Below are 25,610 nucleotides of genomic sequence, written 5' to 3'. Positions count from 1 at the left end.
TTTTTGCACGATGAAGCTTATGCTTTCCCGCTTTCTTGCCATTGTCATCCTCGTTATTCCTGGTCTTGGAGCCATGAAAGGTTTTTTAATGATCAAAGATTCGTTGTTTCATTATTATGCTGCTCATGGTGATGATCTTGTAACCGTCCCGCGCTTTGAATGGCTTCACTTCAGCTTAGGCATTCTTCTATTCGCCACGTGCATGGCTTTCCTTGGCGGCTGGATTCTGTTTCGTGATCGAAAACGTAATTATGTCGGACCTCGTTTCAAACAAAAACCAGATATGGATGCATAGCCAGACGCCCCTTATGAGAAACTTTACCTTTACGGCTGGATTCAATATAATGTTACTCTTATATATCTTTTTCGAAGATAGGGGCTTCTGACCATGATTTCATTTTTACTTACACTCAAACGATTACTCAAAGGATTATTCCATGGTTTTAAAGATAAGAGATTTCTTGCTCTTTTAACCTTGACCTTAGCTACCCTGCTCTCAGGAACTCTTTTTTATTCCAGTGTAGAGAATATGAGTTATATTGATGCACTCTACTTTTCTGCAGTTACTTTAACAACCATCGGTCATCCTACGCTCGCTCCAGTTACGACTTTTGGCAAATTGTTTACGATCATTTACATGTTTGCAGGGATTGGTATTACGATTGCCATGATCGCTAGAATTACACTCGGGATCGTTTTTCCGGAAAAGTTAAGCGATGAAAGACCTAAAGAAGCAGTATCTGTAGACCAATTTGAACAATAATAAATCTTATGCCTTCTTAACAATTAAGAAGGCTTTTTATTTTCTGCTTATTCATACAGGGCATCTCTAAGTTTCGTTGACATTCTCGAATCCCCTGTTGCTTTTTGCAATATTTGTTTTTTCAACCGTTGATTCTGTGCTTGTACAGCGGAGAATTCAGCTAGTAAATCAGATATGAATTTTTCTGCATCTGGACTAAGTGTTCCCTTTTCTTGCAGTAACTCAAACTTCTTTTGCCAAGCACTATATTTTTCATCATTATTCATCATTATCACCTCATCATTATCAACCATATCATGTTAGAAGAAATTGTGCATAATTTTACACTCCATGATCTAACAAAATAGTGGCTTCTGTGCTTTTATTTATGTTACTCTATAATGGCTCTTTTGGGGAAACCAAAAGTTTTAGAGCGGATTGTGCTAAAGAGAGGAAGATATCGCTGTGTCAAAAGGTCGTATTACTGTTATTACCGGACCCATGTTCAGTGAAAAATCAGGGGAACTGATCAGACGCTGTCAAAAATTAATGAAATATGGACGCCGGAAGGTCGTTGCCTATAAACCTGTTGAAGATGACCGATTTGAAATCGACGAAATCGTTAGTCGGATCGGTTACAAATTACCTGCAATCCCCATTCCAAAACAACTTACTCCGCAAATTGTGGAACAAATTCTTGAACAAACAAAAGATGCAGATGTTGTTGCTTTCGATGAAGTACAGTTCTTCAGCAGAGAAATTATGGATATTGCCGAAGAACTCGCTTATTGCGGGAAACACGTCATCGTCGATGGTTTAAATATGGATTACCGCGGTAAAGAATTCGGTTTTGTTGGCGGTTTGCTTGCCATGTCCGATGATATTGAAAAACTATCTGCCTTCTGCGCTGTATGCGGAAGCCCTGATGCAGCATTTACCCAGCGTATCGTCAATGGGGAGCCGGTCACCCTAGGTCCTGTCGTTATGATCGGAGACTCAGAGGCATACGAACCAAGATGCCGCAAATGTTTTGTTCCTCCTCACAAAGTGAAATGTGATTAAGGAAATTAAATAAAGGAGTGTCCGGTATACACCCGGCACTCCTTTATTTTTCAGCTGTCGACAAAGCGGTAGCTGTGCACATCATTCTATTCATTATTGTTCCCGTGTAACAAAATACTTATTAGTCATATAGTAAGCATCACCGCGGGATGTCTCTACCATTCCTTTTTTCGGGTCCAAGAATACAATTTCCTTGCACTTGGTGCAATACCACTTTGTTCGTTTATACGGAGACTCGGTAACATAAGCAGTTCCACATTTGCAATCAATTTTCATTAAAATTTCATTGGCACGATATGCGGTTGATAGACGATCCATATTATCTTGTTGTTGAACAGGCACGATTACATTCTGATAGTCAGAGAACTGATTTTGAACTTTAAAGTCAGAGACAAGTGAAGGATTTAATCCAAAGAATTCTTTACCGATCTCTGCAATAAACTTCGTATCGTTCCTGTAACAATGGATCCATTCCTGAATCTGTTTATTGGACAATGGAACTGTCCCCTTAACACCACTGTTCAGTGTGTATGTCATAATATATAGTGTGTCGTCTTGTTTGCTTGAGTACATTAGAAACCTCCTTATTCTCTGCTAATGTACTACAACTCTTTAACGAAAGCAAAGGCTATTCGCATGTAATTATCACCAAAAGTGGGACTTGTCGTAAACTATGGATTTTGGTTATATTCTAAGCATCTGATTACTTTTATTATTAACTTCACATTCTTTGCATAAACCTGTAATTTTTCCAGAAGGACTTGCATAAAAATGAAGTCTTTTATACTTATTGCATTTTTCACACTTCTGGACTTTTTTCATCGTCTTATTTTGATTCATTTTGCGATAATGATCCAAATAGACCACATTGGAAGTTTTTTCTGCTTTACCTATGCGAAATCGTTTATAAGTCAACCAAATAAAGAATAAAGCTACAATACCTATGATCGCTAACCATAACATAGGTCTCTTCCCCTTTCATCATTCCCGAAAAAGCGCCTACCTTCTCTTCCGGTAAGCGCATTTTTTTATAAGGTTCGAAGGGCTTTGTCCATACGTGTTAACAGACCAATTCCAATTCATCATTAGGATACTTTATTTTCGATCCGCAACTTATCTGCAACCATAGCAATAAACTCACTATTTGTAGGTTTTGATTTGCTGATGTTAATCGTGTATCCAAACAAATGACTGATCGAATCGATATTACCCCGAGTCCAAGCAACTTCAATAGCATGGCGAATCGCACGTTCAACCCTTGATGGAGTTGTTTTGAACTTCTCCGCGATGGCCGGATATAATGTTTTGGTAATAGCTCCGAGTATTTCGATGTTGTTGTATACCATAGTGATCGCTTCACGCAGATATTGGTACCCCTTAATATGGGCAGGTACACCAATTTCGTGAATAATGGAAGTAATACTTGCATCCAAATTTCTTGATTTTCCGATAGGTACAACATTTGATTTGTGGGAGGAGGATATCATTTGAGAACCATTACTTGCGATTGCTTGTGCACCAAATAGCTGCCTTACTCGATTTGCAAGGACTTCCATATCAAACGGCTTCAAAATATAATAAGAAGCTCCTAACTGTACAGCACGCTGAGTTATATTCTCTTGGCCAAAAGCAGTCAACATGATGACCTTGGGCTGTGGAGACAAATTCATTTCACGCAAGCGTTCAAGCACCCCTAGACCGTCAAGATGAGGCATGATGATATCAAGAATTAATACGTCTGGTACAGATTTTGCTTCTTGAATGATCTGAAGTACCTCCTCACCGTTATAAGCGATGCCTGTTACTTCCATGTCCTCTTGATTAGATATATATTCAGCTAGTAAATTAGTGAACTCCCGGTTATCATCAGCCAATAATATTTCAATATTTTGCAAATGTTTTTCCTCCCTTAGACAATTGTTGATTCTCATTCCCTTACAGCTTAAGATTTTCGACATAGAAAAGGAAAATCCTTCTGTCGAAAAATATTTTCTTTATTTTTTTTAGCCATTGATTTATAATATTGTATTTTATTTCATTTTATGATTTTCTTCTTATGTATTCGACAAAAAATCTTAAGGCTAACTCGCCTTAAGATTCATTGTTTGCTTATTAGGGATTACTACGCCAGCATCTTCTAACATCCATTCAATGAAACATCCATAACCCGATTTAGGATCATTCACAAAAACATGGGTTACAGCTCCAATAAGTTTGCCATTCTGGATAATTGGGCTGCCGCTCATACCCTGCACAATACCACCGGTCTTATCAATGAGACGTTTATCGGTAATTCGAATAACAAGTCCTTTTGTAGCTGCATTTTCTTGAGGTGAGACATGAACGACATCAACCGTGAATCGTTCCACTTTTTGTCCTTCAAGAACCGTTAAAATTTCAGCAGGTCCTTCTTTCACTTCATGTGCAAATGCGACAGGAATTGGCTTTTGATATAAACTGTGTTCTGGATTAACAGGCATTTTTCCAAAAATTCCAAAGGGAGTATTTCTTTCGATATTTCCAAGGATTCTGCTTTCTTTAGTAAAAATAGCTCGTTTCTCACCCGGATCGCCAGATTCGCTCTTTGCGATGGAAGTAACATTAGACTGAACAATCTCGCCACTGCCAACCACAATTGGCGTTTGCGTATTCATGTCAGTGATCACATGGCCTAAAGCTCCATACACTCCTTGATCTGGTGCGTAGAAAGTTAAAGTACCCACACCCGCGGCTGAGTCCCGGATGTAAAGGCCAAGACGCCAAACCTGATCTTCTTCATCAAAAACAGGAGTTAACTTTGTCTTGATGACCTTCCCTTGGCGAGATAAGGTAATATCAATGGGTTTCTTCATCTTTCCTGATTCAAGAACGGTATCAGCAACAGCATTCACTCCCGTGATCGCCTCGCCATTCATATGAGTCAATAAGTCACCCAGTTTGATTCCTGCCTCTTCCCCTGGTGATACAGGATCCTTACTCTTAACGTGTACCTGGTGATGTCCTACAACCAGAATACCAGCTGACTTTACCTTAACTCCAATCGTTTGTCCCCCAGGTACTACCTTTAAATCAGGTACGACAACCACATCTGTCGTTTTAAGCGGGATTTTACCAAACAACTTCCATGTAAGTTTCGTCGTTCCCTCTTGTTGAGGGTTCAGATGAATGGAATGTTGCCTGGAAGAAACCGAAAGTTTAGAGGAGGTTTCTGTCTTTACTTGCAGTACCTCTGATTGATCAGAGACGGTCGCATCCACAGGCGCAGATACTTCGAGGTGTGTCTCCCGTCCAGCTAATAAACGAAGCTCATTTGGCAATGAGGCATAACTAAACACGGGCAATAGGGTCTGTCCGAACAGACAGATAGATAAGACAACAATAAGTCCAATAAGTTTCTTTCCAAGGTTAAGCTTCAAGTGGCTGTCACACTCCCTTTGCTTCGTTCGCTTGACGAAAGGTGGTCGCCAATTGCGTAACTATAACATAACCTTGGACTTGGTCTTTTATTACTGTCAATCATTGCTCCGTAAGTACTTCAGCCCCTTTTTTGGCTTCCGCAAGTTTAAGCATTTCTTGTGCATGATGTCTTGTTTTTTCTGTAATTTCAACACCGCCAAGCATTCTTGCAAGTTCCATAATTCGTCCCTCTTCAGAAAGTTCTTCGACCTGTGTCATTGTCCGTTCATCGTGCACTTTTTTCTCAATTAGATATTGATGATCTGCCATACAAGCCACTTGTGGTAAATGTGTAATTGAAAAGACCTGACAAGTGGAGGATAGAAGAAATAATTTTTCTGCAATGGATTGAGCTGCTCTTCCGCTTACTCCGGTATCGACTTCATCAAAGATCAATACAGGGATTTGATCATGTCTAGCAAAAATGCTTTTTAGGGCAAGCATAATCCGCGACATCTCACCACCCGAAGCGATCTTGCCTAGGGGCCTAAGGGGTTCACCGGGATTTGCCGATATCAGAAATTCTACACTGTCAATTCCTTGTTTCGTAATCCGAATCCGCTGGCCATTCCATTCCACTCCGCGAGGGTCTTCTACAACAGAAATCTGAGCCTTCATGGATGTTCGTTCCATCTGTAGATCCTTTAGTTCTCGTTCCACTTTTTCTGATAATTCTTCTGCACATTTCTTACGAGCTAGACTCATTTTTTCTGCTGTGATGAGTAATTCTGCCAAGTAACGATCACGTTCGGCGAGTAATTTTTCCATGCGCTCATCTTTATTTTCAAGTTGATCCGTTTCCCGTTCGATTTGGGCATAATATTTGAGAATAGCTTCCACATTGTCTCCATATTTACGCTTTAGACCGGTAATCATATTCAGTCGTTCTTCCACTTCACCAAGTCTCGCTGGGTTAAATTCAATATCATCACGATACCCGCGAAGCTGAAAAGCAGCATCTTCTAATTGATAAAAAGCAGACTGAAGCTGTTCTAAAATAGGTTTAATCCCTCTTTGATCATATCCGCTTATGTCTTCAAGCTTAGAGATCGCGTAACTAACCGCCTCTAGCCCCTGAGAACCTTGGAGAATATCATAAGCTCCTGCAACGGAATCCATCATTTTTTCGCTATGGGATAGTTTGACCTTTTCTTCATGCAGTAATTCATCCTCACCCGGTACAAGGTTAGCGGCAGCAATTTCTTCTAACTGAAACCGGTACATATCAAGTAATTGATATGCTTTTTGGCTTGACTCTTGAAGCTGACGAACTTCTTTTTCTACTTTCACAAATGCTTTATATTGCTCTGTATATTTCAGCTTTATCGGACCAATGATACTTTCTCCATATGTATCGAGCAGACCTAAGTGCTTCTCTGCCCGCAATAAACTTTGGTGTTCATGTTGTCCATGGATATTAATAAGCTGTTCTCCAACCTCACGTAACATGGTCAAGTTAACTAGTTGTCCATTGATTCGAGATACACTTTTCCCCGTGGAAATGAGTTCTCGACGTATAATCAAATGCTCGTCTGGTTTAGCCTGGATACCAAGCCCCGCTAATGTCTGCCATACGGGGTGAGATCCTGGAAGTTCAAACATCGCTTCCATTTCCGCTTTATCACAGCCATATCGTATGAGATCAGCTGATCCTCTGCCTCCAGCAATAAGACCAAGTGCATCTATAATAATTGATTTACCTGCGCCCGTTTCCCCGGTAAGTACATGAAATCCCGCATGGAAATGGACATCCACAGCTTCAACAACTGCTAAATTGCGAATAGATAGTGTAGAAAGCACAGCATTGCACCTCCGATGATCACGTAAATTACGTGTAATTACATCCCCAAAAAAAAACCTTAGGGAACGTCCGTTTGCTTTTTTCATCTTCGTTTATACTTTACACTATTTTCTTCGAAAAAGAAACGTATGTTCGCTCACTTTTTTATTATATTTTACGAAATGTATCCCATGATTTGATTAATGAATGACTTACTGTTTTCTTCGGTTCGGCAAATCACAAGGATGGTATCATCACCGCTGATTGTTCCCATAATTTCCGGCCATTCAATGTTATCAAGGAGCGCTGCTACGGAATTTGCTGTACCTGGAAGGAACTTCATAACCACAAGATTCGTAGTGTGATCGATACTAAGAAAATTATCGACTAAAGCCCGTTTTAATTTTTGTCCCGGGTTATACCTTTGATCTGTCGGTAAAGAGTATTTATACCTGCCATCTTCTGTAGGCACCTTTATAAGAAGAAGTTCTTTAATATCTCTTGAGACGGTAGCTTGCGTTACCTGATATCCAGACTTACGCAGTGCTTCCACCAACTCGTCCTGTGTTTCGATATCATTTTGACTGATGATTTCGCGAATTTTAATATGTCGTTGCCCTTTCATACATGCCTCCAATTGTCGTGCAATTATTATTCATTTTTACTCATCGCCTGGATCATACAAATAATCATCTTCATCCAGTAATGATATACGCTTGACTGTATCTTCATCTGTATCCACATAAAGAAGACCATCACAAGTTGGATAGAGCAAAAGATACAGAAGCATTCGATCTCTAATCCCTGACCCAGTCCATTCAACAGGCATCCGGCTTCGGGATGTTTTTACGATATAAACCTCGTCTTCCTTCTCGGCTACATAATCAATAAATAATCTGCTGTAGAGCGTATTTTGATTCACCTGAAAAGAGAGCGGAACCTTTAATTTCCCACCAATAACTTCATATCCTTCTCTCTCTAAAATACGAAGAGCCGGATGTTCCTGAATTTCTTCGTTTAACACAAGATCAGGCATATGTTCAGGCGCAGGGTCTTGAAGCCATTTACGTACACCATATAATATCCAGATCAACACGGTTAAACCAAAAAATACGATAACCACTTTGTCATATTGACCTTCCATGCAACCACCTCTACAGAAAATATTCGTGAACTTAAGTTCAATTTCCTGTAGTGGATAGCCGGTGAGTATCCCTTTTCAGTAAAAGAAACTCATCCGAAGATGAGTTTCAGGTAAATGTATTCGATGCTTGTTTCACGATAGACTGAATCAAAGCATCTGTATCTATGGATGATTCTGTCCTCATCTCAGGAGGATTTAATCTCCAGTGTGCAAGAAACTCAATATTTCCTTCGCCTCCTGTAATTGGAGAGAAGGTGAGATCTTGGAGTTCAAGGCCGAGTTCCTTCCCATATGCAATAATGGAATGCAGCACTTCTGCATGCACTTTAGGCTCTCGTATAACACCTGTTTTAGGAACCTTCTCACGGCCAGCCTCAAACTGAGGCTTGATCAGCGCAGCAATATCTGCGGGTTGCTTAAGCAGATTCAGCAGCGGAGGAAGAATGATTTTTAAGGAAATAAAAGATACATCAATACTCGCTACATCAGGTACAGGTCCTGCAAGATCTTCAGGAGTTACATATCTGAAATTGGTTCTTTCCATCACCGTTACGCGCGGATCATTACGTAATGACCAGTCCAGCTGATTATAACCTACGTCAATTGCATACACATGAGCAGCGCCGTGCTGCAGAGCACAATCGGTGAATCCGCCAGTGGACGAACCAATATCGAGCATCGTTCTTCCTTCCATGTTCAGATGGAAGTGTTTGATCGCTTTTTCCAGCTTCAAACCTCCGCGGCCCACATAAGGATGTACTGCACCTTTTACCTTTAAAACGGACTCTCTAGGAACTTTCATTCCTGGCTTCTCAATCCGTTCTTCATCAGCCAGAACAAGCCCCGCCATAATGGCGGCTTTTGCTTTTTCACGGCTTGCATAAAACCCTTGTTCTACCAATAATATATCAATTCGTTCTTTAGGGACTGACATGAGTTTCTCCTGTTCCAAAATATTTAAGTGATGGGCTCAGGAAGGCAGACTTGTTTTTGGAAGATCATAAGCATATTGCAACTTTAGCTTGCGCATTTCCTCACACACTGATTCTGCCGTAAGACCGACCTCTTCCCGTTGTTCCTTCACACTGCCGTGTTCAACAAACAAATCTGGAATCCCCATAAGATGAACTTTTGCTTCATACATTCCTTTTTCAGAGAAAAATTCAAGTATGCTGCTTCCGAGACTGCCTGCTTCACAAGCTTCTTCAAGTACAATCATCTTCGTATCATTCTGAGCAAGCTCCATTAAGAGTTCATGATCCAGTGGTTTGAAGAATCGGGCATTAATTACACTTACCTGCATACCATCGCGTTTCAGCATTTCTGCAGCTTCTTCCGCCACCTGGATCATTGGGCCAGCAGAAATAATGCTGTATTTCTCACCTTGTCTTAGTGTCTCCCAGGAACCAATTGGAATCGTCTTCAGTTCCTGATCCATCGGAACACCGACAACATTGAGCCTAGGATAGCGGTAAGCAATCGGTCCATCATTATATTCGAGTGCCGTCTTCATCATATGTCTAAGTTCATTCTCATCCTTAGGCATCATGATCACAATATTTGGAATATGACGCATGAACGCCACATCATAGACACCTTGGTGAGTTTCCCCATCAGGTCCTACGAAACCTGCACGGTCAATAGCAAACATGACATTAGCATTATGCCGGCAGATATCATGTACGATTTGATCATATGCTCTTTGCATGAAGGTTGAATAAACAGCAAATACGGGTTTAAGACCTTCCATAGCAAGTGATGCACACATTGTTGCCGCATGCTGTTCTGCAATTCCTACATCGACCATCCGGTCAGGAAACTCTTTACTAAATGGAATGAGGCCTGAACCACCCGGCATAGCAGGAGTGACAGCAACAATTCGATCATCCTGTTTTGCAAGTTCAATTAAGGTTTGACCAAATATATCGGTATACATCGGATTTCCCACTGATTTCAGTACTTGTCCTGATTCAATCTTATACGGGGAAATACCATGCCATTTAACAGAATCGGCTTCTGCCGGTTTATAACCTTTACCTTTGGTTGTTACTGCATGAACAAGAACCGGACCATTTACATTATCTGCTTGTTTAAATGTTTCAATCAGTTTCGGCAAATCATGACCATCAACAGGTCCAAGATAAGTAAAACCAAGTTCTTCAAAAAGAACACCTGGTACCATCATATATTTAAAACTGTCTTTCAGCCATCCAGCGGATTTAGCTAATCTTCCGCCAATAGCAGGAATTTTATTTAATAAATATTCGACTTCATCTTTAGCTTTCAAATAATGACGATCCGAACGAATTTTACTCAAATAATTATGCATAGCCCCGACATTAGGTGCAATAGACATTTCATTATCATTTAGAATAACCATCATTTTTTTCTGTTCATGACCGATGTGATTCAGTGCTTCAAAAGCCATACCGCCTGTTAATGCGCCGTCACCAATAATCGCAATGACCTTGTTGTCTTCGCCTTTTAGATCCCGGGCATAAGCCATCCCCATGGCAGCTGACAGTGAAGTACTGCTGTGACCGGCTTCCCAGACGTCATGCTCACTTTCATTTCGTTTCACAAATCCAGACATTCCCTTATATTTGCGAAGCGTATCAAAGCGGTCCATACGCCCTGTAAGTACCTTATGAACATAAGATTGATGACCAACATCATATATCATTTTATCTTTTGGACTGTTATAGCAGTAATGCAGGGCAACCGTGAGCTCTACCACTCCCAAATTCGGCGCCAGATGCCCCCCTGTGTACGATAGCTTCTCAATGAGAAATTGACGTATTTCTTCAGATAGAGAGACTAGTTCATCCACAGACAATGATTTCAGATCGTTAGGTTCCTTAATTTGTGGAAGCAGCACGTGAAATCCCCGCTTTCCTTCATAAATTTTTGATAAGTATCTCCAAACATAGTCCCCATTATATCACATCACAACCTAAATCATAAATTTCGTCATTTTCCGATCATGATTTTAGGCGGTTTTCAGATTAATGATCCCGTTTCATGAGATAATCTGCTATTTCAAATAGACGTGCTGGGTCAGGAATTTCCCCTTGAATAAGTGCATCCTTAGCCGATTGTGTAAGGCGTTTCACTTCAGCTACAGATTCTTCCATCCCAATAAAGTAAGGATAAGTTACCTTCTGCTGGGCAACATCACTCTGTGTTTTCTTTCCAAGTTTCTGTTCATCACCGATCAGATCAAGAATATCGTCCTGTATCTGAAAAGCAAGCCCCAAATCTCGTCCAAAAATACGTAAAGCTTGAAGTTGTTCTTCGTTTGCTCCCGCGATACGACCTCCCGCTACAAGCGAAAAAATCATTAAATCTCCTGTTTTGTGAAGATGGATATATTCTAGTTGAGACATAGAGGTCATTCCTTGCTCACCTTCCATATCCGCAACCTGACCGCCGACCATTCCGCGTGCACCCGCATATTCAGATAAATCTTCAACGATATCAAGCAAACGATCCGCAGGGATGCCATACTTTCTACCAGATTGAATAATACTGTAAAAAGCATGCGTTAACAGCGCATCTCCAGCGAGAATTGCCATAGCTTCTCCGTACACTTTATGATTCGTGAGTCTTCCTCTGCGATAATCATCATTATCCATAGCCGGAAGATCATCATGGATAAGTGAATAGGTATGCACCATCTCTACGGCAGCCGCTACCGGTAATGCCGCTTTACGATCTACTCCAAAGGCTTCTGTAGCTGCAAGCACGAGGACAGGGCGTAGTCTTTTTCCGCCCGCCATAAGCGAGTACATCATCGATTCTTTTAAATGAGTTGGTACATCCCAATTCGCCGGTATAACATGTTCAAGTTCATTCATGAGTATGTCAGCGATGTTCTGGATATAGAGCTCTACAGAAGGTCTCGTCACAGAGAGACACCGCCCTCTTCTTCCATGCCTCCAAATGCTTGTTTGCGGTAAGCTCCATCTTCTTCTACTATAATCTCAATTTTGCGTTCTACTTGCTCAAGCTTATGATTACAGAGCTGAGACAGCTTCATTCCACGTTGGAATAGCTCGATCGCTTGTTCCAAAGGAACATCCCCTCGTTCGAGCTGGTTAACCACTAATTCGAGTTCAGCCATCGCTGCTTCAAAACTGAGTTCCGCTTCATTTGTCATCCTTATTATCCTCCTTTATTTCCCACACTTGACAGGAGAGTCCGCCATCACTCAGCTTGATCTTAATTACATCACCTGGTAATACATCGTTGGTTGATTTCACAAGCTGTTTTTCGTCCTCATTATAGACAAGGCTATAGCCTCTCGACATTACCTTCAAAGGACTTAATGCGTCCAGATGCCTAAGATTTGATCCTAGCTTCTGACGTGTTTCTTTTATTTGAATTCGCATTGCAGCTTCGAGCTGTCTCCGGTTTTGTATAACCTGCTTCTGAGCTGCGGCAACTTGATCTGATGGATTAAATCTGGACAAAGAGATCTTCATCCGTTCTTGTTTTTCACGTGCAAAACGCAGCTTAGAATCTGTAGATCGCGAAAGTCTCATGGTCAGCTGATCTAATCGCTCTGTGTGCTGAATTAGAGAACGGCTTGGGTTCACTAACACAGATGAACGGGATAACTGATTCAGGCGTTCCCTTCCATGTCTTGCTCTCGTCATCAAACTTTGCTTCAATCTGCGCTTCATAACGTCAACTTGGTCCTTCAGTTCCAATTGGTGCGGAACGGCAAGTTCTGCCGCCGCTGTTGGGGTAGCTGCACGAACATCTGCGGCAAAATCAGCAATTGTAAAATCGGTTTCATGACCTACCGCTGAGATGACAGGAATTTCAGACTCCGTAATCGCTCTTGCGACGATCTCCTCATTAAACGCCCACAGTTCCTCTAAAGAGCCGCCTCCGCGGCCTACAATAACCACATCTGCCTCTTCCATTTGATTCACCGCGCGAAGCGCTCTTACGATCGATGCCGCAGCAGCCTTACCTTGTACAACCACAGGATATAAAATAACCTCAGCAAGTGGATAGCGGCGAGTGATGGTGGTAATAATATCTCTCACTGCTGCACCAGTCGGTGAGGTGATTACGCCAATCGTTTTTGGATATCGTGGCAAAGGACGTTTGCGCTGCGCAGCAAACAGGCCTTCTTGTTCTAGTTTCTTTTTTAATTGTTCATAAGCCAAATACAGACTGCCGATACCGTCAGGCTGCATTTGGGTTGCATAAAATTGATATTGTCCATCTCGTTCAAATACGGTGATATTTCCTTGAGCGATGACTCTCGCTCCTTCCTTCGGAATGAAGGGAAGACGCCGATTATGTGTTGCAAACATAATCGACTTAATTCGGCTTCCTTCATCTTTCAGGGTAAAGTACATATGACCGCTCGAATGATGCGTAAAATTCGATATTTCCCCGCGGATCCATACACTAGACAACAGGTTATCTGAATCCATCTTCATTCGAATATAACGATTGATATCTTTTATAGAGTAAATCCGCTGTTCTGCCATCAGAACACCCCTTTTTAATTCAGACCATGAGCACGTTTTGCGGAAAGCAGCGTATTTTGCATGAGCATCGTAATTGTCATCGGTCCCACTCCACCAGGAACAGGGGTAATCGCACCCGATATTTCTTTTGCACTTTCAAAATCAACATCGCCTGCAAGTTTTCCAGTCTCTAGACGATTCATGCCTACGTCGATGACAACTGCGCCTTCTTTAATATAACTTGCGTCAATGAAGTTAGCACGGCCAATTGCTACAACAAGGATATCTGCTTGCTTTGCAAGCTCCTGCATATTCGCTGTACGTGAATGACACATGGTCACTGTAGCATTTTCGCGTTGTAGAAGCAGAGATACCGGTTTACCTACAATGTTACTGCGACCAATAACAACGGCATGTTTCCCGCTAATTTCTAGCCCGGTACGCTTGATAAGTTCAATAACTCCTGCCGGTGTACAAGGAAGCAAACTGTCGTCTCCAATCACTAAATTACCAACATTTATAGGATGGAATCCATCTACATCTTTGTCCACGGAAATTGCATTTATCACTTTCTTCTCGTCAATATGCCCCGGTAGAGGCAATTGCACCAAAATTCCATTAATACTCATCTGACGGTTCAAACGATCAACTAGTGCAAGAAGCTCTTCTTCAGACGTATCTGCAGAAAGGCGGTGTACTTCAGAATAGAAACCAAGATCATGACACGCTTTTTCCTTATTGCGTACATAAACTTGTGAAGCTGGGTCTTCTCCAACAAGAACTACAGCAAGCCCTGGAACAACGCCCTGTTCTTTCAGCTGTGTCACTTCTTCTGTTATTCCTCTACGAATTTCTTCAGATACTTGTTTTCCGCTAATAATCGTTGCCGTCATGTCTCTTCTCTCCCTTGATTTGACTAGAGGTTTGATTTCAAAGTATCAATATCCTGAATCATTTTTCCAAGTACACCATTAACGAACTTACCGGATTCCACTGTACCAAAATGTTTGGACAACTCGATCGCCTCGTTAACAGATACTTTTGCAGGTACATCTTCACGATACAACATCTCATAAGCTGCCAATCTCAAAATTTGACGATCGACTCTGGATAGACGGCTTACTTGCCAGCCTTTCAGATAATCGACAAGAAGTTTGTCGAGTGCATCTTTAGTTTCCCATACCCCGCGAACATGCTCAAGTACGTATGCACGCATTGCATCTTCACTCTTAACTTCAACTTCCCCTTCATTCTCTTCCGCTGCTTCCTGAAAGAGCATATTTACTGCTTGCTCAGCCTCCACAGCGTTCATTTCCATTGAATACAGACTTTGTACTACAAATTCCCTCGCCAAACGTCTTTTCATTTCCTGCCTCCTGCTTCTTTCTCATATACATAACCTATTATCCTTATTCTTCACACAAAAAAAACCTATGGCATGCTGATTTTTTCCCAAAAATGGACATGAAGAAACTGCAGCTCTTTTTGGCAAAAATAGCATATCACAGGTCTTATTTGAATGGACGCCAGCGTTCAGATAGATACCCCATCCAGTTTCTCCAAGGAAAAACAAGGGGTAATCTCTCATCACTTCTTCTGCCAAGCGTATATCCGATAAACACCACGAGTGCAAAGAACAACATATCCCAAAAACCAAACATCAAATAAACAATACCGAAAAATAATCCTCCGGCAATTCCAGTAATCCGACCTCTATGACTCTCCCAGATTTCTTTCCACGGCATCCGTGAGTCACCTCTATTCTACTCGGCTCTTATAGTTCGGTGATTGCACAAGATTAGCAATATATACCGATACATGAGATACCGGGATTCCTGTAATTTCTTGTACATAGTCATGAATTGCTTTCTGTAATTCTGTTGTCAGCTGCGGAATCGAACTTTCTCCGTCAACGATCGCACGAATTGTAATCTCAAGACCCGCTTCCGTAACATGGATACGAGACTTTACATCACGAACACTTCGGAATTTAGATGAAGCCTTCAGACAAAGATTTTCAATCGTTTCCATCGAAATCTGGACATCGCCATACTCCGTCCGCTGATCAACAGATGGCAGCGAACCTTGGTCTCTGCGAACAGAAATATAGAAGAACCGCATACTAAGTAAAAACAGAACAGCGGCAACCGAAATAACAATAATAGTCGTCATTTCATTATACTGACTCGGAACAATATCAGGAGTAAGACCGCTTAAAAGGAGGATTATCAGTACAGATATAATGCCAACACTTAAACTGTAGATAAACAGCAAAAGCCTGTCCAGTATTTTAGCCACGAACAGAATAACCTCCTCAATCAACAAATAAAAAAAGCTTTACATCCAGTCAAAAAGGAAGGACTAAACCCCTGGTGCGATCACCGGGGGTTTAGGTCAATTATTTTATTTCACACGCTGTGGAGTCAGCTCAGTCTGGTCATCCATACGTTCAGCCGTTTTGAACTGAACATCATGTACCTGCACATTGACTTCCACAACAGTTAAACCTGTCATGTTTTCAATGGAGCGTTTCACATTTTGTTGGATGGAAGAAGCTACATCAGGAATACGATTTCCATATTCGATGATAACAGAAACGTCAACTGCAGCCTCGCGTTGACCAACCTCGACTTTTACACCCTTGGACAAATTTTTACGACCAAGCAGTTCAGCAAAGCCACCAGCGAATCCACCGCTCATTCCTGCTACACCGCTGACTTCAACGGTTGCAAGACCTGCGATTACTTCAATCACTTCTGGCGCAATCTGAATTTCACCAATCTCTGTTCTTTCGAATTCCGTCGGCAATGTGCTCATGATATCAACACACCTCTCAAAGTTTAAGTTTCCTCACGTCCACAAGAAGACACGCGTACTTATTATTCATACTATAGCATTCGCTGGACATTATGACAAACAAGCTTATTATGACATTTAAATCTCGTTTTCTTCCAAAAATTTAATATCAAAATCACCTTTGCCAAACACCGGATGCTCAAGCAATCTCATATGGAATGGGATCGTAGTAGGAATACCTTCTACCGCAAACTCAGAAAGCGCACGTCTCATTTTGTTAATCGCTTCATCCCGTGTAGGAGCCCATACAATTAGTTTTGCAATCATAGAGTCATAATATGGCGGGATGTTATAACCTTGGTACGCAGCACTGTCTACTCTTACGCCTGGGCCTCCAGGAGGCAAATAGAAATTGATTTTACCTGGAGCAGGCATAAAATTACGGCTAGGATCTTCTGCATTAATTCGGCATTCAATAGACCAACCGTTAATCACGATGTCTTCCTGGGTAAAGGACAACGGATTCCCTTCAATTACAGAAATCATTTCTTTGATCAGATCGACGCCTGTAACCATTTCTGTAACAGGATGTTCTACCTGAATTCTGGTATTCATTTCCATGAAGTAAAAATCCCCGTCTGGGCTAAGCAAAAATTCAAGAGTTCCCGCTCCAGAATAGTTTACAGCCAGTGCAGCACGTACTGCAGCATCTCCCATACTTTGACGCGTTTCTTCGCTTAGGATCGGACACGGTGCTTCTTCAATCAGCTTTTGTCTTCTGCGCTGAATGGAGCAGTCTCTTTCCCCTAAATGAACCGCATTACCATGCTTGTCTGCAATGATCTGAATCTCTACGTGTTTCATACCTGTTAAGAATTTTTCGAGATAAACGCCGGCATTTCCGAAAGCTTTTTGTGCTTCCTGCTGAGCCGCTGTAATTTGTTTGACAAGAGATTCCTCATCCTCTGCGATGCGAATCCCTTTACCTCCACCGCCTGCGGTAGCTTTAATAATAATAGGATAGCCGATATCGCGGGCAATCATAACTGCTTGGTCTAAATCTTCAACCAGTCCATCAGATCCCGGAATAACAGGTACTCCTGCATCTCTCATCGTTTGTTTTGCAACCGCTTTGTCTCCCATTTTGGTAATAGCCTCTGCTGATGGGCCAATAAACGAAATATTGCAAGACTCACAAATTTCTGCAAAATCAGCATTCTCAGCTAAAAAACCATAGCCAGGGTGAATTGCATCACATTCTGTTAGGGTTGCAACACTCATAATATTTGTAATATTAAGATAACTCTCTTTTGAAAGAACAGGTCCGATGCAATACGCCTCATCTGCAAGACGTACATGCAGCGCATCTCGGTCTGCCTCTGAATAGACAGCTACCGTTGAGATGCCAAGTTCTTTACAGGCACGAATAATCCGAACGGCAATCTCACCGCGGTTAGCAATCAATATTTTTTGAAAATTCATTTATATATCCTCCTTTGGAGCTTTACTCTAATGAAACCGTACTACAGAGTGGTTCACCAATAGGAGATTACTCCGATTTAACCAAGAACAAAGGTTGACCGTATTCAACGAGTTGACCATTTTGTACGAGGATCTCAACGATCTCGCCTTTAACGTCAGCTTCAATCTCGTTCATGAGTTTCATTGCTTCTACAATACATACGGTTGTTTTCTCCGTCACTTTGCTGCCTGGACTTACAAAGGCTGCTGCTTCTGGCGACGGTGAGGAATAAAATGTACCCACCATAGGCGAAACAATCTTATGTAAATTTGACTCCGTCTTCTCCGGTGATTCCTGAACAGGCGCTGCTTGATTTCCAGGCATGTTGCTTGCAGGTGTATAATTTGGCTGCATCATCTGAGTTGCAGGCGGATATGTACTTACGTTTACTGGTGCTTGTACATATTCAGTCGGACCTGGCTTGCGTATTGTCAGTTTGGAACCTTCGTTTTCAATCTCAACCTCTTGTACAGAAGTTTCATCAATCAGCTTTATTAATTCTTTAATTTCATTTAATTTAAACATGAATTATAGTTCACTCCTTCGGCATACTGCCATCTTCACTCGGACAGTGATAACGTTATGTATTATATCACAATCATTAAAAATGGAAAGAGCCCGGAAACGTTGTCCCGAGGCTCTTCCCTAAAAGTGAGCACGCTGTTTATTCTTTTACATACTGTACTCGAACTTTATCTTGTGTTACATCAAGCTCATTAATGACCATATCAACGATGGTAACCGCATCTTTCGCTTCCAGTTTTTCGCTGATCACGACCACTTTATATTGATCGTTATCTTCTTCTACAATTGCATTTGTATATTGCTGAGAAAGTTGCTCTTCAATCCCCGTAATTTTTGAATTCTTCTCTTCTAGTATACGCAATTGCTCCACTGCTTTTGCATTCTCTTCTGGTGTTTTACTGTTGTCGCCTGCTGTTGCAAGCAGTTCACTTTCTATTCTTGAATTCTCAGCGGTACGCTCCCATTGATAATTTTCAAATATGTTAGCAGCAGAAGCGGACGTGTTTTGAGCTTCCATTTCTTTCAATACTTCTTCATCTGTCTTTGCCGCATCCGTTTTTTCTGAGGTTACTTCTTCTTCTTTGACTGCATCAGGAGCAACCGGAGCACCGGTCTCATCCGTTTGTTCCCCTGTTACCAGACCTTCTGTAACAACTTCGTTTACAACAAGTCCATCCAGCGGATTCGTTGCGGAAGCTTCCTGTGCATCGCTAGGCGTACCTTTGATTTGCTGTGTTTCTGCTACCTGGCTAGATGTCCCCGTATCTTCTGTGAATAGATAGTAAGCAGAAAGTACGACCATTAGACTCAGCATGGACACGAGCCATATCGTTTGTCTTTTGTTAGTCATTGTTTTATTCCTCCCAAAATGATTTAAGTTTTTAAATCTCCCACCTAAAGGTAAGGTGCATACATCTACTCTTGTTTCCTTGGTACAACCGATATTCGATAGGATTCGACGTTTAATCCTTTTTCGACAGCTTCTGTAATGAGATCTTTAACAATTTTATTCTCTGCCCCTTTTGCAACGACGAGTACACCGCGGATTTGAGGTTTAATCTTCTTGGTAATGATGGGAGTTTGGTCTCCTGAAATATCATAGGTTACAATTTCCCCATCTCTTGTGTACTGAGTTATACTGCGTTTCCCACCATTTGCGTCTGTTTCCTCTGTATTTTGCTGTGTATCCTGCCGGTTTCTCTCGACCACAATCTCCTCTGTAGAATCAATGGTAACCATGACATCCACCGTTCCAACGCCTACAATTTGTTCGAGTATCCCTTTAATTTTGGATTCAAAAGCGTGCTCGGTGGTATCAAAAGGAGTCATCTCACCTTCCGTAGAACCAAAAGCAGATTGTACACTATTGTCCAGCGGCGGTTCTCTCCCCACGTTTTCTGTATCAATCTCTTTCACATTAATGAATGAACTAATGATGATAATAGCCACACCGATTAAGCCTACAATAATTAACCACCGAAAGGTTTGCGTTCGTTTCGTTGATCCTTCTTCAGAAGATCCTATCCATTTATTCAAACTGTTTCTCAGTTTCCCCATTTCAGCTGCTCCTTTCGGTTTATTAGGTTTACAGTTCCCCGCTGCTCTCAGGCTTCAAAATAAAGATATGTTTGGCATCGACCTTCCACTGTCCTTCAATCAAAGAAGTGATTTGATCTGCTTCTGTTCCTGTCATAACAGAGACTGCCTCTTCTCCTGAATCATATTGCTTCTCTTCAGGTGCATCCTCTTCTTTTGCAGGATCAGATATTTGGACTGAAATGGGATTCTGATCCACAGGAGTAATTTCAATGGGTCCATTTTCTAGGTTCCTCGTTAACTGTCTATCTTTATTACTTTGTCCCATCGTGACTTTCACACGGGTGATGGAGGTTAGTTCAGCACTTTTCTCCGTTTTTTTCTCGGTTCCGAGGATAACGCTGACCGATTCAACCGGAAGCTCCGTTTCTCGTTCGATCTGCTCTTTGATTTGATTTGCTACTTCTTTAGCCGCCCATTCCTTAGCCTTTAGATCTTGTTGCTTATGGAGCTTTTCCCCTTCATCTAGGATGTCGTCTAGCGTCATCGCCTGTATCTGTGCCCCATCTTTAGTCCAGTCTCTAAGCGCTTCTTTAAGTCTTGCATCGGGTTCACTGCTTAGTAGATTGATTAAAGGGGTGATTAACGTCAGCAAAATAAGTAAACTCAGTACAAGCTTGACATACCGCTCCATGGAGCGATTCGGAAGCAGCATATCCACAAAGGTAGCCAGTAAAACGACCAGTATGAGTTCTCGTAACCATCCGCTCAGCCATTCCACTGCATCCACCTCCGTGCTGTACGTTTTTACATCCTCTTCGTATTAGGACCTCTGACCGAAGGGTACCTGTGATTCGTCATTTTCTTCATTTGGATCACCTCAACATTACTGTCATATTTCCAGCTGTCAGCATGATCGTTATCGCAAGAAAGAACATAAGACTGACCGCTGCAAGCGCTGCGAAGACATAGATAAGACTTTTGCCAATCGCCTGCAGACATCCTACGATCGGTGTATCGCCGAGGGGCTGCATTAAGGCTGCCGCGAGATTATATATAAAAGCGAGAGTCAAAATTTTTAGAGCTGGGAATGCACACAAGAACAAAATAATAATGACTCCCGCTAGTCCAATCGAATTTTTAACTAGCAGCGATGCCGTAATAACGGTATCGGTTGCATCTGCGAGAACTTTGCCGACGACGGGAACAAAATTGCCTGATACATACTTTGCTGCCCGAATCGTAACTCCATCTGTAACCGAGCTTGTAGCCCCTTGCACAGAGATAACGCCTAGAAAAATGGTTAGTACGACTCCAAGCACTCCAATTCCAATCAGTCTAAGCAGGTTTGCAAGCTGAGTCAGCTTATACTTGTCCGTTAAAGAACTGACTAAATGCAGAACGGCTGAAAAGAACAAGAGCGGAAATACGATCTTATAGATCAGTACGCCGATCGTGTGAATCATGAATACGATAAGCGGATGTGTGACACTGACAGTAACGATGTTCCCCATAGATGCAAGTAAGGCAAACAGCAGGGGAATCATAGCGAGCATAAAATCAATCATGCGATCGATCGCATCTTCGGCATAACCAATAGCGACACTGAAGCTGTTAATCGAAATTACGATAATCACCATATAACAAATGGCGTAAGCCACTTTACTGATCGTACTTTTTTCGAAGGCAGTCTGAAGTGTTTCCAGAATCATACTCAAGATGTTTAGCATAATGATCGTAACGAGAAGTTTTGCATTAAAGAGAACTTCATGTAACAAATACTGACCTATCGCTCCAAACATATTTTTGATACTTAGTCCTTCTCCGCCGGGCATCAGCATGTCCATAAAAGAGGGCAACTTGCCTTCAGGGAAAAATCCTCCGTATTCATCAATGAGAGACTGCCAGTACCGTTCCACCTGCTCTGTCGGTAGCTGTTCAACTTGCTTGTTTGCCCAGTCGGTTACAGGGGAGTCCGCAAAAACCTGGTTTGCAAGTGCAAAGAAAAAACACAACATCAGTGTGACAATCACAATCTGATTGCGGGAACCACTGGAATTTTTCATCACATCTTACTTCCTCCACCTCTTTATACCGGCAGCAGCTTCAGCACTGTTTCGATAATAATGCTGATAATGGGTACAGCCAGTACCAGAATCAGCACTTTGCCGGCAAGTTCAATTTTGGATGCAATGCTGTCTTGTCCCGCATCCCGTACAATTTGTGCGCCAAACTCTGCGATGTAGGCAATACCGATGATTTTCAGTATTGTTTTTAGATGGATCTCATCCATTCCCGAGGATTGGGCCATCCTCTCGAGTACCTGAAGCACAGCACCAATTTTGCCGATAACAAACATGAAGATTAGGATCCCTGCTGTCGTTGCAATCAGAAACGCAAACAGCGGCTTTTGTTCTTTGACTATCAGAATCAGGATGGTCGCTATGAGTCCAAGTCCTACGATTTGAATGATTTCCATTTCTAATCACCTGTTTAGATAAGGCTCTATTTAATGAAAAAGGAAAATAGATTTAATCTCCTGCAGCAAGTTGTCGAGCATTCGTATCACCATGAATAAGACCACCACAAAGCCAATTAACGTTACCCAGTGCGCCATATCTTCTTTTCCCATTTGCTTTAGTACCGTATGAATCATGGCGATAATAATGCCGATACCTGCGATTTGAAAAATCGCATTCACTTCTAAATTCATCTACTCTGGCACCTCACTATAAGATCAGGATGACGATCAGCGCCCCGACCAGAAGACCAAGACTGCGGCTCATCTTTTCATACTTCAGTTGATCCTCCCGCGCCGTGATTTCTTCATGATTTAATTGCTGGATGGCAAGCGTAATGTGTTTATTTTGTTCCTCTCTGTCGCTTGTCCCAAGACTTAAACTCAGCTGAAGTATCACGTCTTTCTCTGGTTGTTTCATAGCTGTCTGGCTCCAGTATTTGTCTATCGCATAGTGAAAGCTTTCGTTAGCCGAATGCCCTTTGGGAGAGTTCATATGCTCTGCAGTCGCTATGAAAAGACGTCCAAGTGGTTTACTCGCTTGCGATCCTATCTTTTGCAGGGCATCGGCAAGCGGACTATAACTATAATTAATTTCCGTCAGCAGACGCTGGAAGATAAGAACAAGCTCTCTAATCTGCTTGGGTCTGGAAGCAAAAAGATTGGCTTGATACATGCCTAGAAGAGTTCCTGAAAGCAGGATCATCAGAGCACCTATCAGTTTAAGCATGAGCACCACCTACGTTCGTAATGCCTTGCTGCTGTATGGTTCTGTTTTTATTATCTGCCAGTTTGTACGTCACTTTTTTACCGAAGCGATCAATCATAACGTACAGCTGAAACAATTCTTCCTGAATTAGATCCTTAATAAATGGACGTCTGCTCAGATCAGCCATATCCCTGGCATGTGCGCTCGCAATGACGGAAATACCGGCATTCAGTGCTTCTTTTATCGCTTCTGCATCTTCTTCTCTGCCGATCTCATCTACAATCAGTACTTCGGGTGACATGGATCTCAGCAGCATCATCATCCCTTCTGCTTTCGGACAAGCATCCATCACGTCTGTTCTTGGTCCAACATCGAAGGTAGGAACGCCTTTATAACTCCCGGCAATTTCGGAACGTTCGTCCACAATACTCACTTTAAAACTTCTTCTTTTCTCGCTTCCATGACTGATTTGTCTGGCTATATCTCGAAGCAGTGTCGTTTTCCCTTGCTGCGGAGAAGAAACAATGAGCGTATGTTTGATTCGAGAAGTTCGGTGGTCTACAAGATGTGGAATAATCTGATCCGCTGCGCCGTTTATCTCCTTGGCTATTCGAACATTAAATCCGCTAATATCTCGTAAATGTTCTACTTTTCCGTTTTTAAGTACCGTTCTTCCAGCAAGTCCAATTCGATGACCACCTGGGATCGTTATGAAACCTTTGCGAAGTTCTTCTTCCATGGTGTACAGCGAATGATTACTAATTACTTCAAGAAATCGGTGAGTATCCTCCCTAGATGGACAATACGCTTCTGACTGTATTTTTGAGGGCATAGAAAGCCGGGTTACAAAATAATGCTCTCCATTTGTGTTAATTTCGAGAGGCCTTCCCTCACGAATCCGAACTTCCTCTAACGATTCTAGAAGTGGTCTAGGAAGATGCATCAGCAGTATTTTTAGCGACTCAGGAAACAACTCAAGCCATTTCATTATCCGGCACCCCCATTCCCTAGATGATCAGGGCTTTTTCCAAGGCCCTTTCCGGGGGCCCGTTTTTGTTGGTCATACCCCATATTTATGCCTGTACACGTTTTTTATGACGGGAATCTATCATTTTTTTAAAATACCAATTAAGAGACAAGTAACTCCCATAAATACCCACGCCAATTTACCAATAGAAAGCTTGTCTGCCATCCCTACCAAACCAATGGTTGTCGTTAAGATAAGGATCATCGGGCCAACAAATGCAAGGGCGGAATTCACGGCAAGTGCTTTCTCGACCTGATTAAACCTCAGCATAAGCAGGGCAGCAATCAATTCAGCAGATCCTGAAAAAATACGTAAAATAGCCATCGACAATACATATTTGTCCAATGTAGAGTTCCTCCCTGAAGCAAGTTGTCTTAGAACATATGCCAAAACTAGTCTATTTATATCCACAGAAAAAAAAGAGGTAGGCACCTGCCCTTCTCCTGTTGCATATAGTAAGAATAGATAGGTTGAATCATGTAGAGAAACAGTGCAAAAACAAGTTAGGGAGGTACACCTATGCGTATCGATGTTGTTGCCAGTGCCAGTGAAATACGCACAGAAGATGTGATTCACCGCAGCGCAGTGGTTATCGATGTATTCCGAACAACGAGTACCATTGTTACTGCACTAGCACAAGGAGCAATCTGCATTACGCCCGTAGAAACGGTGCCACAAGCCAAACAACTTGGGCTTGAAGGTATGTTTCTAGGCGGCGAACGATTCTGTAAGAAAATAGCTGGATTTGATGCGGGGAACTCACCTTTGGAATATACAAAAGAATTAGTAGAAGGACGAAAAGGAATTATGACCACTACCAGCGGTACTAGAGCTTTAATTAAAGCAGGAAAAGCTTCCTATATATTCACAGCAGCTTTTTTGAACGCAAAAGCTTGTGCAGAGGTGCTAACAGAGGTTGATCTGGATATCGCTATTTTATGTGCGGGTCAACAGGACAGGTTAACTATGGAGGATGCACTTTGCGCTGGAATGCTCATTCAATATATAAAACAATCAGCTGTGCAGCCTGTGCGTCTTAATGATTTAGGATTGGTTGTCCATCAAGCCTATCTTGGCTGTGAGTCAGACCTTAGAGATAAGCTGAAAGAGAGCAGTGAGGCGAAGAGATTAACGAAACAGGGACATGAAAAAGATGTAGATTATTGCTTAACAAAGAATGCTTTTACAATTGTTCCTTTTATGGAAGATCATCTTTTAATCCCATGGAAATCACAAGAGCAAAAATTAGTTTAAGATAAAAAAGAGGCTTACACGTTATTTGTCGTGTAAGCCTCTTTTTTGAT

Annotated in this window: 33 protein-coding genes; 4 read left to right on the top strand and 29 right to left on the bottom strand. The window is 41.9% G+C overall.

What is annotated here, in order from left to right:
* Nucleotides 1–10 precede the first annotated feature (10 nt).
* Entirely contained in the window at nucleotides 11–295 is a 285-nt protein-coding gene (locus H9647_RS07815; RefSeq protein ID WP_191799176.1) for a DUF2627 domain-containing protein, read from the top strand.
* A 93-nt stretch (nucleotides 296–388) separates the two neighbouring features.
* A complete protein-coding gene (locus H9647_RS07810; protein WP_191799175.1) occupies nucleotides 389–763 on the top strand; it encodes a potassium channel family protein in 375 nt (124 codons plus the stop codon).
* Between the two features lie 47 nt (nucleotides 764–810).
* On the opposite strand, the gene H9647_RS07805 is transcribed toward H9647_RS07810, so the two are convergent.
* On the bottom strand, nucleotides 811–1,056 hold the full coding sequence (locus tag H9647_RS07805) for a hypothetical protein (protein ID WP_191799174.1): 246 nt from the start codon (nucleotides 1,054–1,056) through the stop codon (nucleotides 811–813).
* A gap of 151 nt (nucleotides 1,057–1,207) precedes the next feature.
* Here H9647_RS07805 and H9647_RS07800 point away from each other — a divergent pair, with 151 nt between their 5' ends.
* On the top strand, nucleotides 1,208–1,804 hold the full coding sequence (locus tag H9647_RS07800) for a thymidine kinase (RefSeq protein WP_191799173.1): 597 nt from the start codon (nucleotides 1,208–1,210) through the stop codon (nucleotides 1,802–1,804).
* Nucleotides 1,805–1,897: 93 nt separating this feature from the next.
* On the opposite strand, the gene H9647_RS07795 is transcribed toward H9647_RS07800, so the two are convergent.
* The 28 genes from H9647_RS07795 to H9647_RS07660 form a co-directional block, all read right to left on the bottom strand.
* Complete coding sequence (locus H9647_RS07795) at nucleotides 1,898–2,377, bottom strand: hypothetical protein (RefSeq protein ID WP_160033417.1); 480 nt, start codon at nucleotides 2,375–2,377, stop codon at nucleotides 1,898–1,900.
* Nucleotides 2,378–2,488: 111 nt separating this feature from the next.
* Complete coding sequence (locus tag H9647_RS07790; protein ID WP_191799172.1) at nucleotides 2,489–2,767, bottom strand: hypothetical protein; 279 nt, start codon at nucleotides 2,765–2,767, stop codon at nucleotides 2,489–2,491.
* Nucleotides 2,768–2,889: 122 nt separating this feature from the next.
* On the bottom strand, nucleotides 2,890–3,699 hold the full coding sequence (gene spo0A / locus H9647_RS07785) for a sporulation transcription factor Spo0A (protein ID WP_191799171.1): 810 nt from the start codon (nucleotides 3,697–3,699) through the stop codon (nucleotides 2,890–2,892).
* Nucleotides 3,700–3,885: 186 nt separating this feature from the next.
* A complete protein-coding gene (gene spoIVB, locus H9647_RS07780; protein WP_191799170.1) occupies nucleotides 3,886–5,220 on the bottom strand; it encodes a SpoIVB peptidase in 1,335 nt (444 codons plus the stop codon).
* Nucleotides 5,221–5,320: 100 nt separating this feature from the next.
* On the bottom strand, nucleotides 5,321–7,060 hold the full coding sequence (gene recN / locus H9647_RS07775) for a DNA repair protein RecN (RefSeq protein ID WP_191799169.1): 1,740 nt from the start codon (nucleotides 7,058–7,060) through the stop codon (nucleotides 5,321–5,323).
* Nucleotides 7,061–7,215: 155 nt separating this feature from the next.
* A complete protein-coding gene (ahrC, locus tag H9647_RS07770) occupies nucleotides 7,216–7,665 on the bottom strand; it encodes a transcriptional regulator AhrC/ArgR (RefSeq protein WP_160033425.1) in 450 nt (149 codons plus the stop codon).
* A 36-nt stretch (nucleotides 7,666–7,701) separates the two neighbouring features.
* On the bottom strand, nucleotides 7,702–8,184 hold the full coding sequence (locus tag H9647_RS07765) for a hypothetical protein (protein ID WP_191799168.1): 483 nt from the start codon (nucleotides 8,182–8,184) through the stop codon (nucleotides 7,702–7,704).
* Between the two features lie 106 nt (nucleotides 8,185–8,290).
* Nucleotides 8,291–9,118: a TlyA family RNA methyltransferase gene (locus H9647_RS07760; protein WP_191799167.1), complete on the bottom strand. Its 828-nt coding sequence runs from the start codon at nucleotides 9,116–9,118 to the stop codon at nucleotides 8,291–8,293.
* A gap of 36 nt (nucleotides 9,119–9,154) precedes the next feature.
* Entirely contained in the window at nucleotides 9,155–11,062 is a 1,908-nt protein-coding gene (gene dxs / locus H9647_RS07755) for a 1-deoxy-D-xylulose-5-phosphate synthase (RefSeq protein WP_191799166.1), read from the bottom strand.
* 127 nt (nucleotides 11,063–11,189) lie between these two features.
* Nucleotides 11,190–12,092 (bottom strand): polyprenyl synthetase family protein, encoded by a 903-nt coding sequence (locus tag H9647_RS07750; protein WP_404822594.1) that lies wholly within the window; start codon nucleotides 12,090–12,092, stop codon nucleotides 11,190–11,192.
* Entirely contained in the window at nucleotides 12,089–12,343 is a 255-nt protein-coding gene (xseB, locus tag H9647_RS07745) for an exodeoxyribonuclease VII small subunit (protein ID WP_191799165.1), read from the bottom strand. Before xseB ends, H9647_RS07750 begins: the two co-directional genes overlap by 4 nt.
* Nucleotides 12,333–13,694 carry an exodeoxyribonuclease VII large subunit gene (xseA, locus tag H9647_RS07740; RefSeq protein ID WP_191799164.1) on the bottom strand — a complete coding sequence of 454 codons (1,362 nt, stop codon included), beginning with the start codon at nucleotides 13,692–13,694 and terminating at the stop codon, nucleotides 12,333–12,335. The genes xseB and xseA overlap by 11 nt, the downstream gene beginning before the upstream one ends.
* Before the next feature lie 14 nt (nucleotides 13,695–13,708).
* The gene (folD, locus tag H9647_RS07735) at nucleotides 13,709–14,566 is read right to left on the bottom strand and encodes a bifunctional methylenetetrahydrofolate dehydrogenase/methenyltetrahydrofolate cyclohydrolase FolD (RefSeq protein WP_191799163.1); all 858 of its coding nucleotides are present in this window, start codon (nucleotides 14,564–14,566) and stop codon (nucleotides 13,709–13,711) included.
* Between the two features lie 23 nt (nucleotides 14,567–14,589).
* Entirely contained in the window at nucleotides 14,590–15,039 is a 450-nt protein-coding gene (gene nusB / locus H9647_RS07730) for a transcription antitermination factor NusB (RefSeq protein WP_191799162.1), read from the bottom strand.
* Nucleotides 15,040–15,184: 145 nt separating this feature from the next.
* Nucleotides 15,185–15,418, bottom strand: a complete 234-nt coding sequence (locus H9647_RS07725) for a DUF2273 domain-containing protein (RefSeq protein ID WP_191799161.1) — start codon at nucleotides 15,416–15,418, stop codon at nucleotides 15,185–15,187.
* A 13-nt stretch (nucleotides 15,419–15,431) separates the two neighbouring features.
* Nucleotides 15,432–15,971, bottom strand: a complete 540-nt coding sequence (gene amaP / locus H9647_RS07720) for an alkaline shock response membrane anchor protein AmaP (protein WP_191799160.1) — start codon at nucleotides 15,969–15,971, stop codon at nucleotides 15,432–15,434.
* A 105-nt stretch (nucleotides 15,972–16,076) separates the two neighbouring features.
* A complete protein-coding gene (locus H9647_RS07715) occupies nucleotides 16,077–16,490 on the bottom strand; it encodes an Asp23/Gls24 family envelope stress response protein (RefSeq protein WP_191799159.1) in 414 nt (137 codons plus the stop codon).
* Between the two features lie 117 nt (nucleotides 16,491–16,607).
* Entirely contained in the window at nucleotides 16,608–17,951 is a 1,344-nt protein-coding gene (accC, locus tag H9647_RS07710) for an acetyl-CoA carboxylase biotin carboxylase subunit (protein ID WP_191799158.1), read from the bottom strand.
* Between the two features lie 67 nt (nucleotides 17,952–18,018).
* Entirely contained in the window at nucleotides 18,019–18,516 is a 498-nt protein-coding gene (gene accB / locus H9647_RS07705) for an acetyl-CoA carboxylase biotin carboxyl carrier protein (RefSeq protein WP_191799157.1), read from the bottom strand.
* 139 nt (nucleotides 18,517–18,655) lie between these two features.
* On the bottom strand, nucleotides 18,656–19,366 hold the full coding sequence (locus tag H9647_RS07700; RefSeq protein WP_191799156.1) for a SpoIIIAH-like family protein: 711 nt from the start codon (nucleotides 19,364–19,366) through the stop codon (nucleotides 18,656–18,658).
* Between the two features lie 65 nt (nucleotides 19,367–19,431).
* On the bottom strand, nucleotides 19,432–20,073 hold the full coding sequence (spoIIIAG, locus tag H9647_RS07695) for a stage III sporulation protein AG (RefSeq protein WP_191799155.1): 642 nt from the start codon (nucleotides 20,071–20,073) through the stop codon (nucleotides 19,432–19,434).
* 28 nt (nucleotides 20,074–20,101) lie between these two features.
* Complete coding sequence (gene spoIIIAF, locus H9647_RS07690) at nucleotides 20,102–20,833, bottom strand: stage III sporulation protein AF (RefSeq protein WP_191799154.1); 732 nt, start codon at nucleotides 20,831–20,833, stop codon at nucleotides 20,102–20,104.
* 94 nt (nucleotides 20,834–20,927) lie between these two features.
* Nucleotides 20,928–22,118: a stage III sporulation protein AE gene (spoIIIAE, locus tag H9647_RS07685; RefSeq protein WP_191799153.1), complete on the bottom strand. Its 1,191-nt coding sequence runs from the start codon at nucleotides 22,116–22,118 to the stop codon at nucleotides 20,928–20,930.
* A gap of 23 nt (nucleotides 22,119–22,141) precedes the next feature.
* Entirely contained in the window at nucleotides 22,142–22,531 is a 390-nt protein-coding gene (spoIIIAD, locus tag H9647_RS07680) for a stage III sporulation protein AD (protein ID WP_191799152.1), read from the bottom strand.
* Between the two features lie 30 nt (nucleotides 22,532–22,561).
* On the bottom strand, nucleotides 22,562–22,765 hold the full coding sequence (spoIIIAC, locus tag H9647_RS07675) for a stage III sporulation protein AC (RefSeq protein ID WP_191799151.1): 204 nt from the start codon (nucleotides 22,763–22,765) through the stop codon (nucleotides 22,562–22,564).
* Nucleotides 22,766–22,781: 16 nt separating this feature from the next.
* Complete coding sequence (gene spoIIIAB / locus H9647_RS07670; protein ID WP_191799150.1) at nucleotides 22,782–23,300, bottom strand: stage III sporulation protein SpoIIIAB; 519 nt, start codon at nucleotides 23,298–23,300, stop codon at nucleotides 22,782–22,784.
* Nucleotides 23,293–24,267, bottom strand: coding sequence for a stage III sporulation protein AA (gene spoIIIAA, locus H9647_RS07665; protein WP_191799149.1), 975 nt, complete (start codon nucleotides 24,265–24,267; stop codon nucleotides 23,293–23,295). The genes spoIIIAB and spoIIIAA overlap by 8 nt, the downstream gene beginning before the upstream one ends.
* Before the next feature lie 120 nt (nucleotides 24,268–24,387).
* Complete coding sequence (locus H9647_RS07660; protein ID WP_404822593.1) at nucleotides 24,388–24,651, bottom strand: YqhV family protein; 264 nt, start codon at nucleotides 24,649–24,651, stop codon at nucleotides 24,388–24,390.
* 174 nt (nucleotides 24,652–24,825) lie between these two features.
* Here H9647_RS07660 and H9647_RS07655 point away from each other — a divergent pair, with 174 nt between their 5' ends.
* Entirely contained in the window at nucleotides 24,826–25,560 is a 735-nt protein-coding gene (locus tag H9647_RS07655) for a 2-phosphosulfolactate phosphatase (RefSeq protein ID WP_191799148.1), read from the top strand.
* Nucleotides 25,561–25,610: the final 50 nt, after the last annotated feature.

It is taken from the genome of Paenibacillus gallinarum (genome assembly GCF_014836635.1).
Classification (GTDB): domain Bacteria; phylum Bacillota; class Bacilli; order Paenibacillales; family Paenibacillaceae; genus Paenibacillus; species Paenibacillus gallinarum.
The sequence above is the reverse complement of the archived record's forward strand: the minus strand, read 5'-3'. Positions and strand labels throughout refer to the sequence as shown.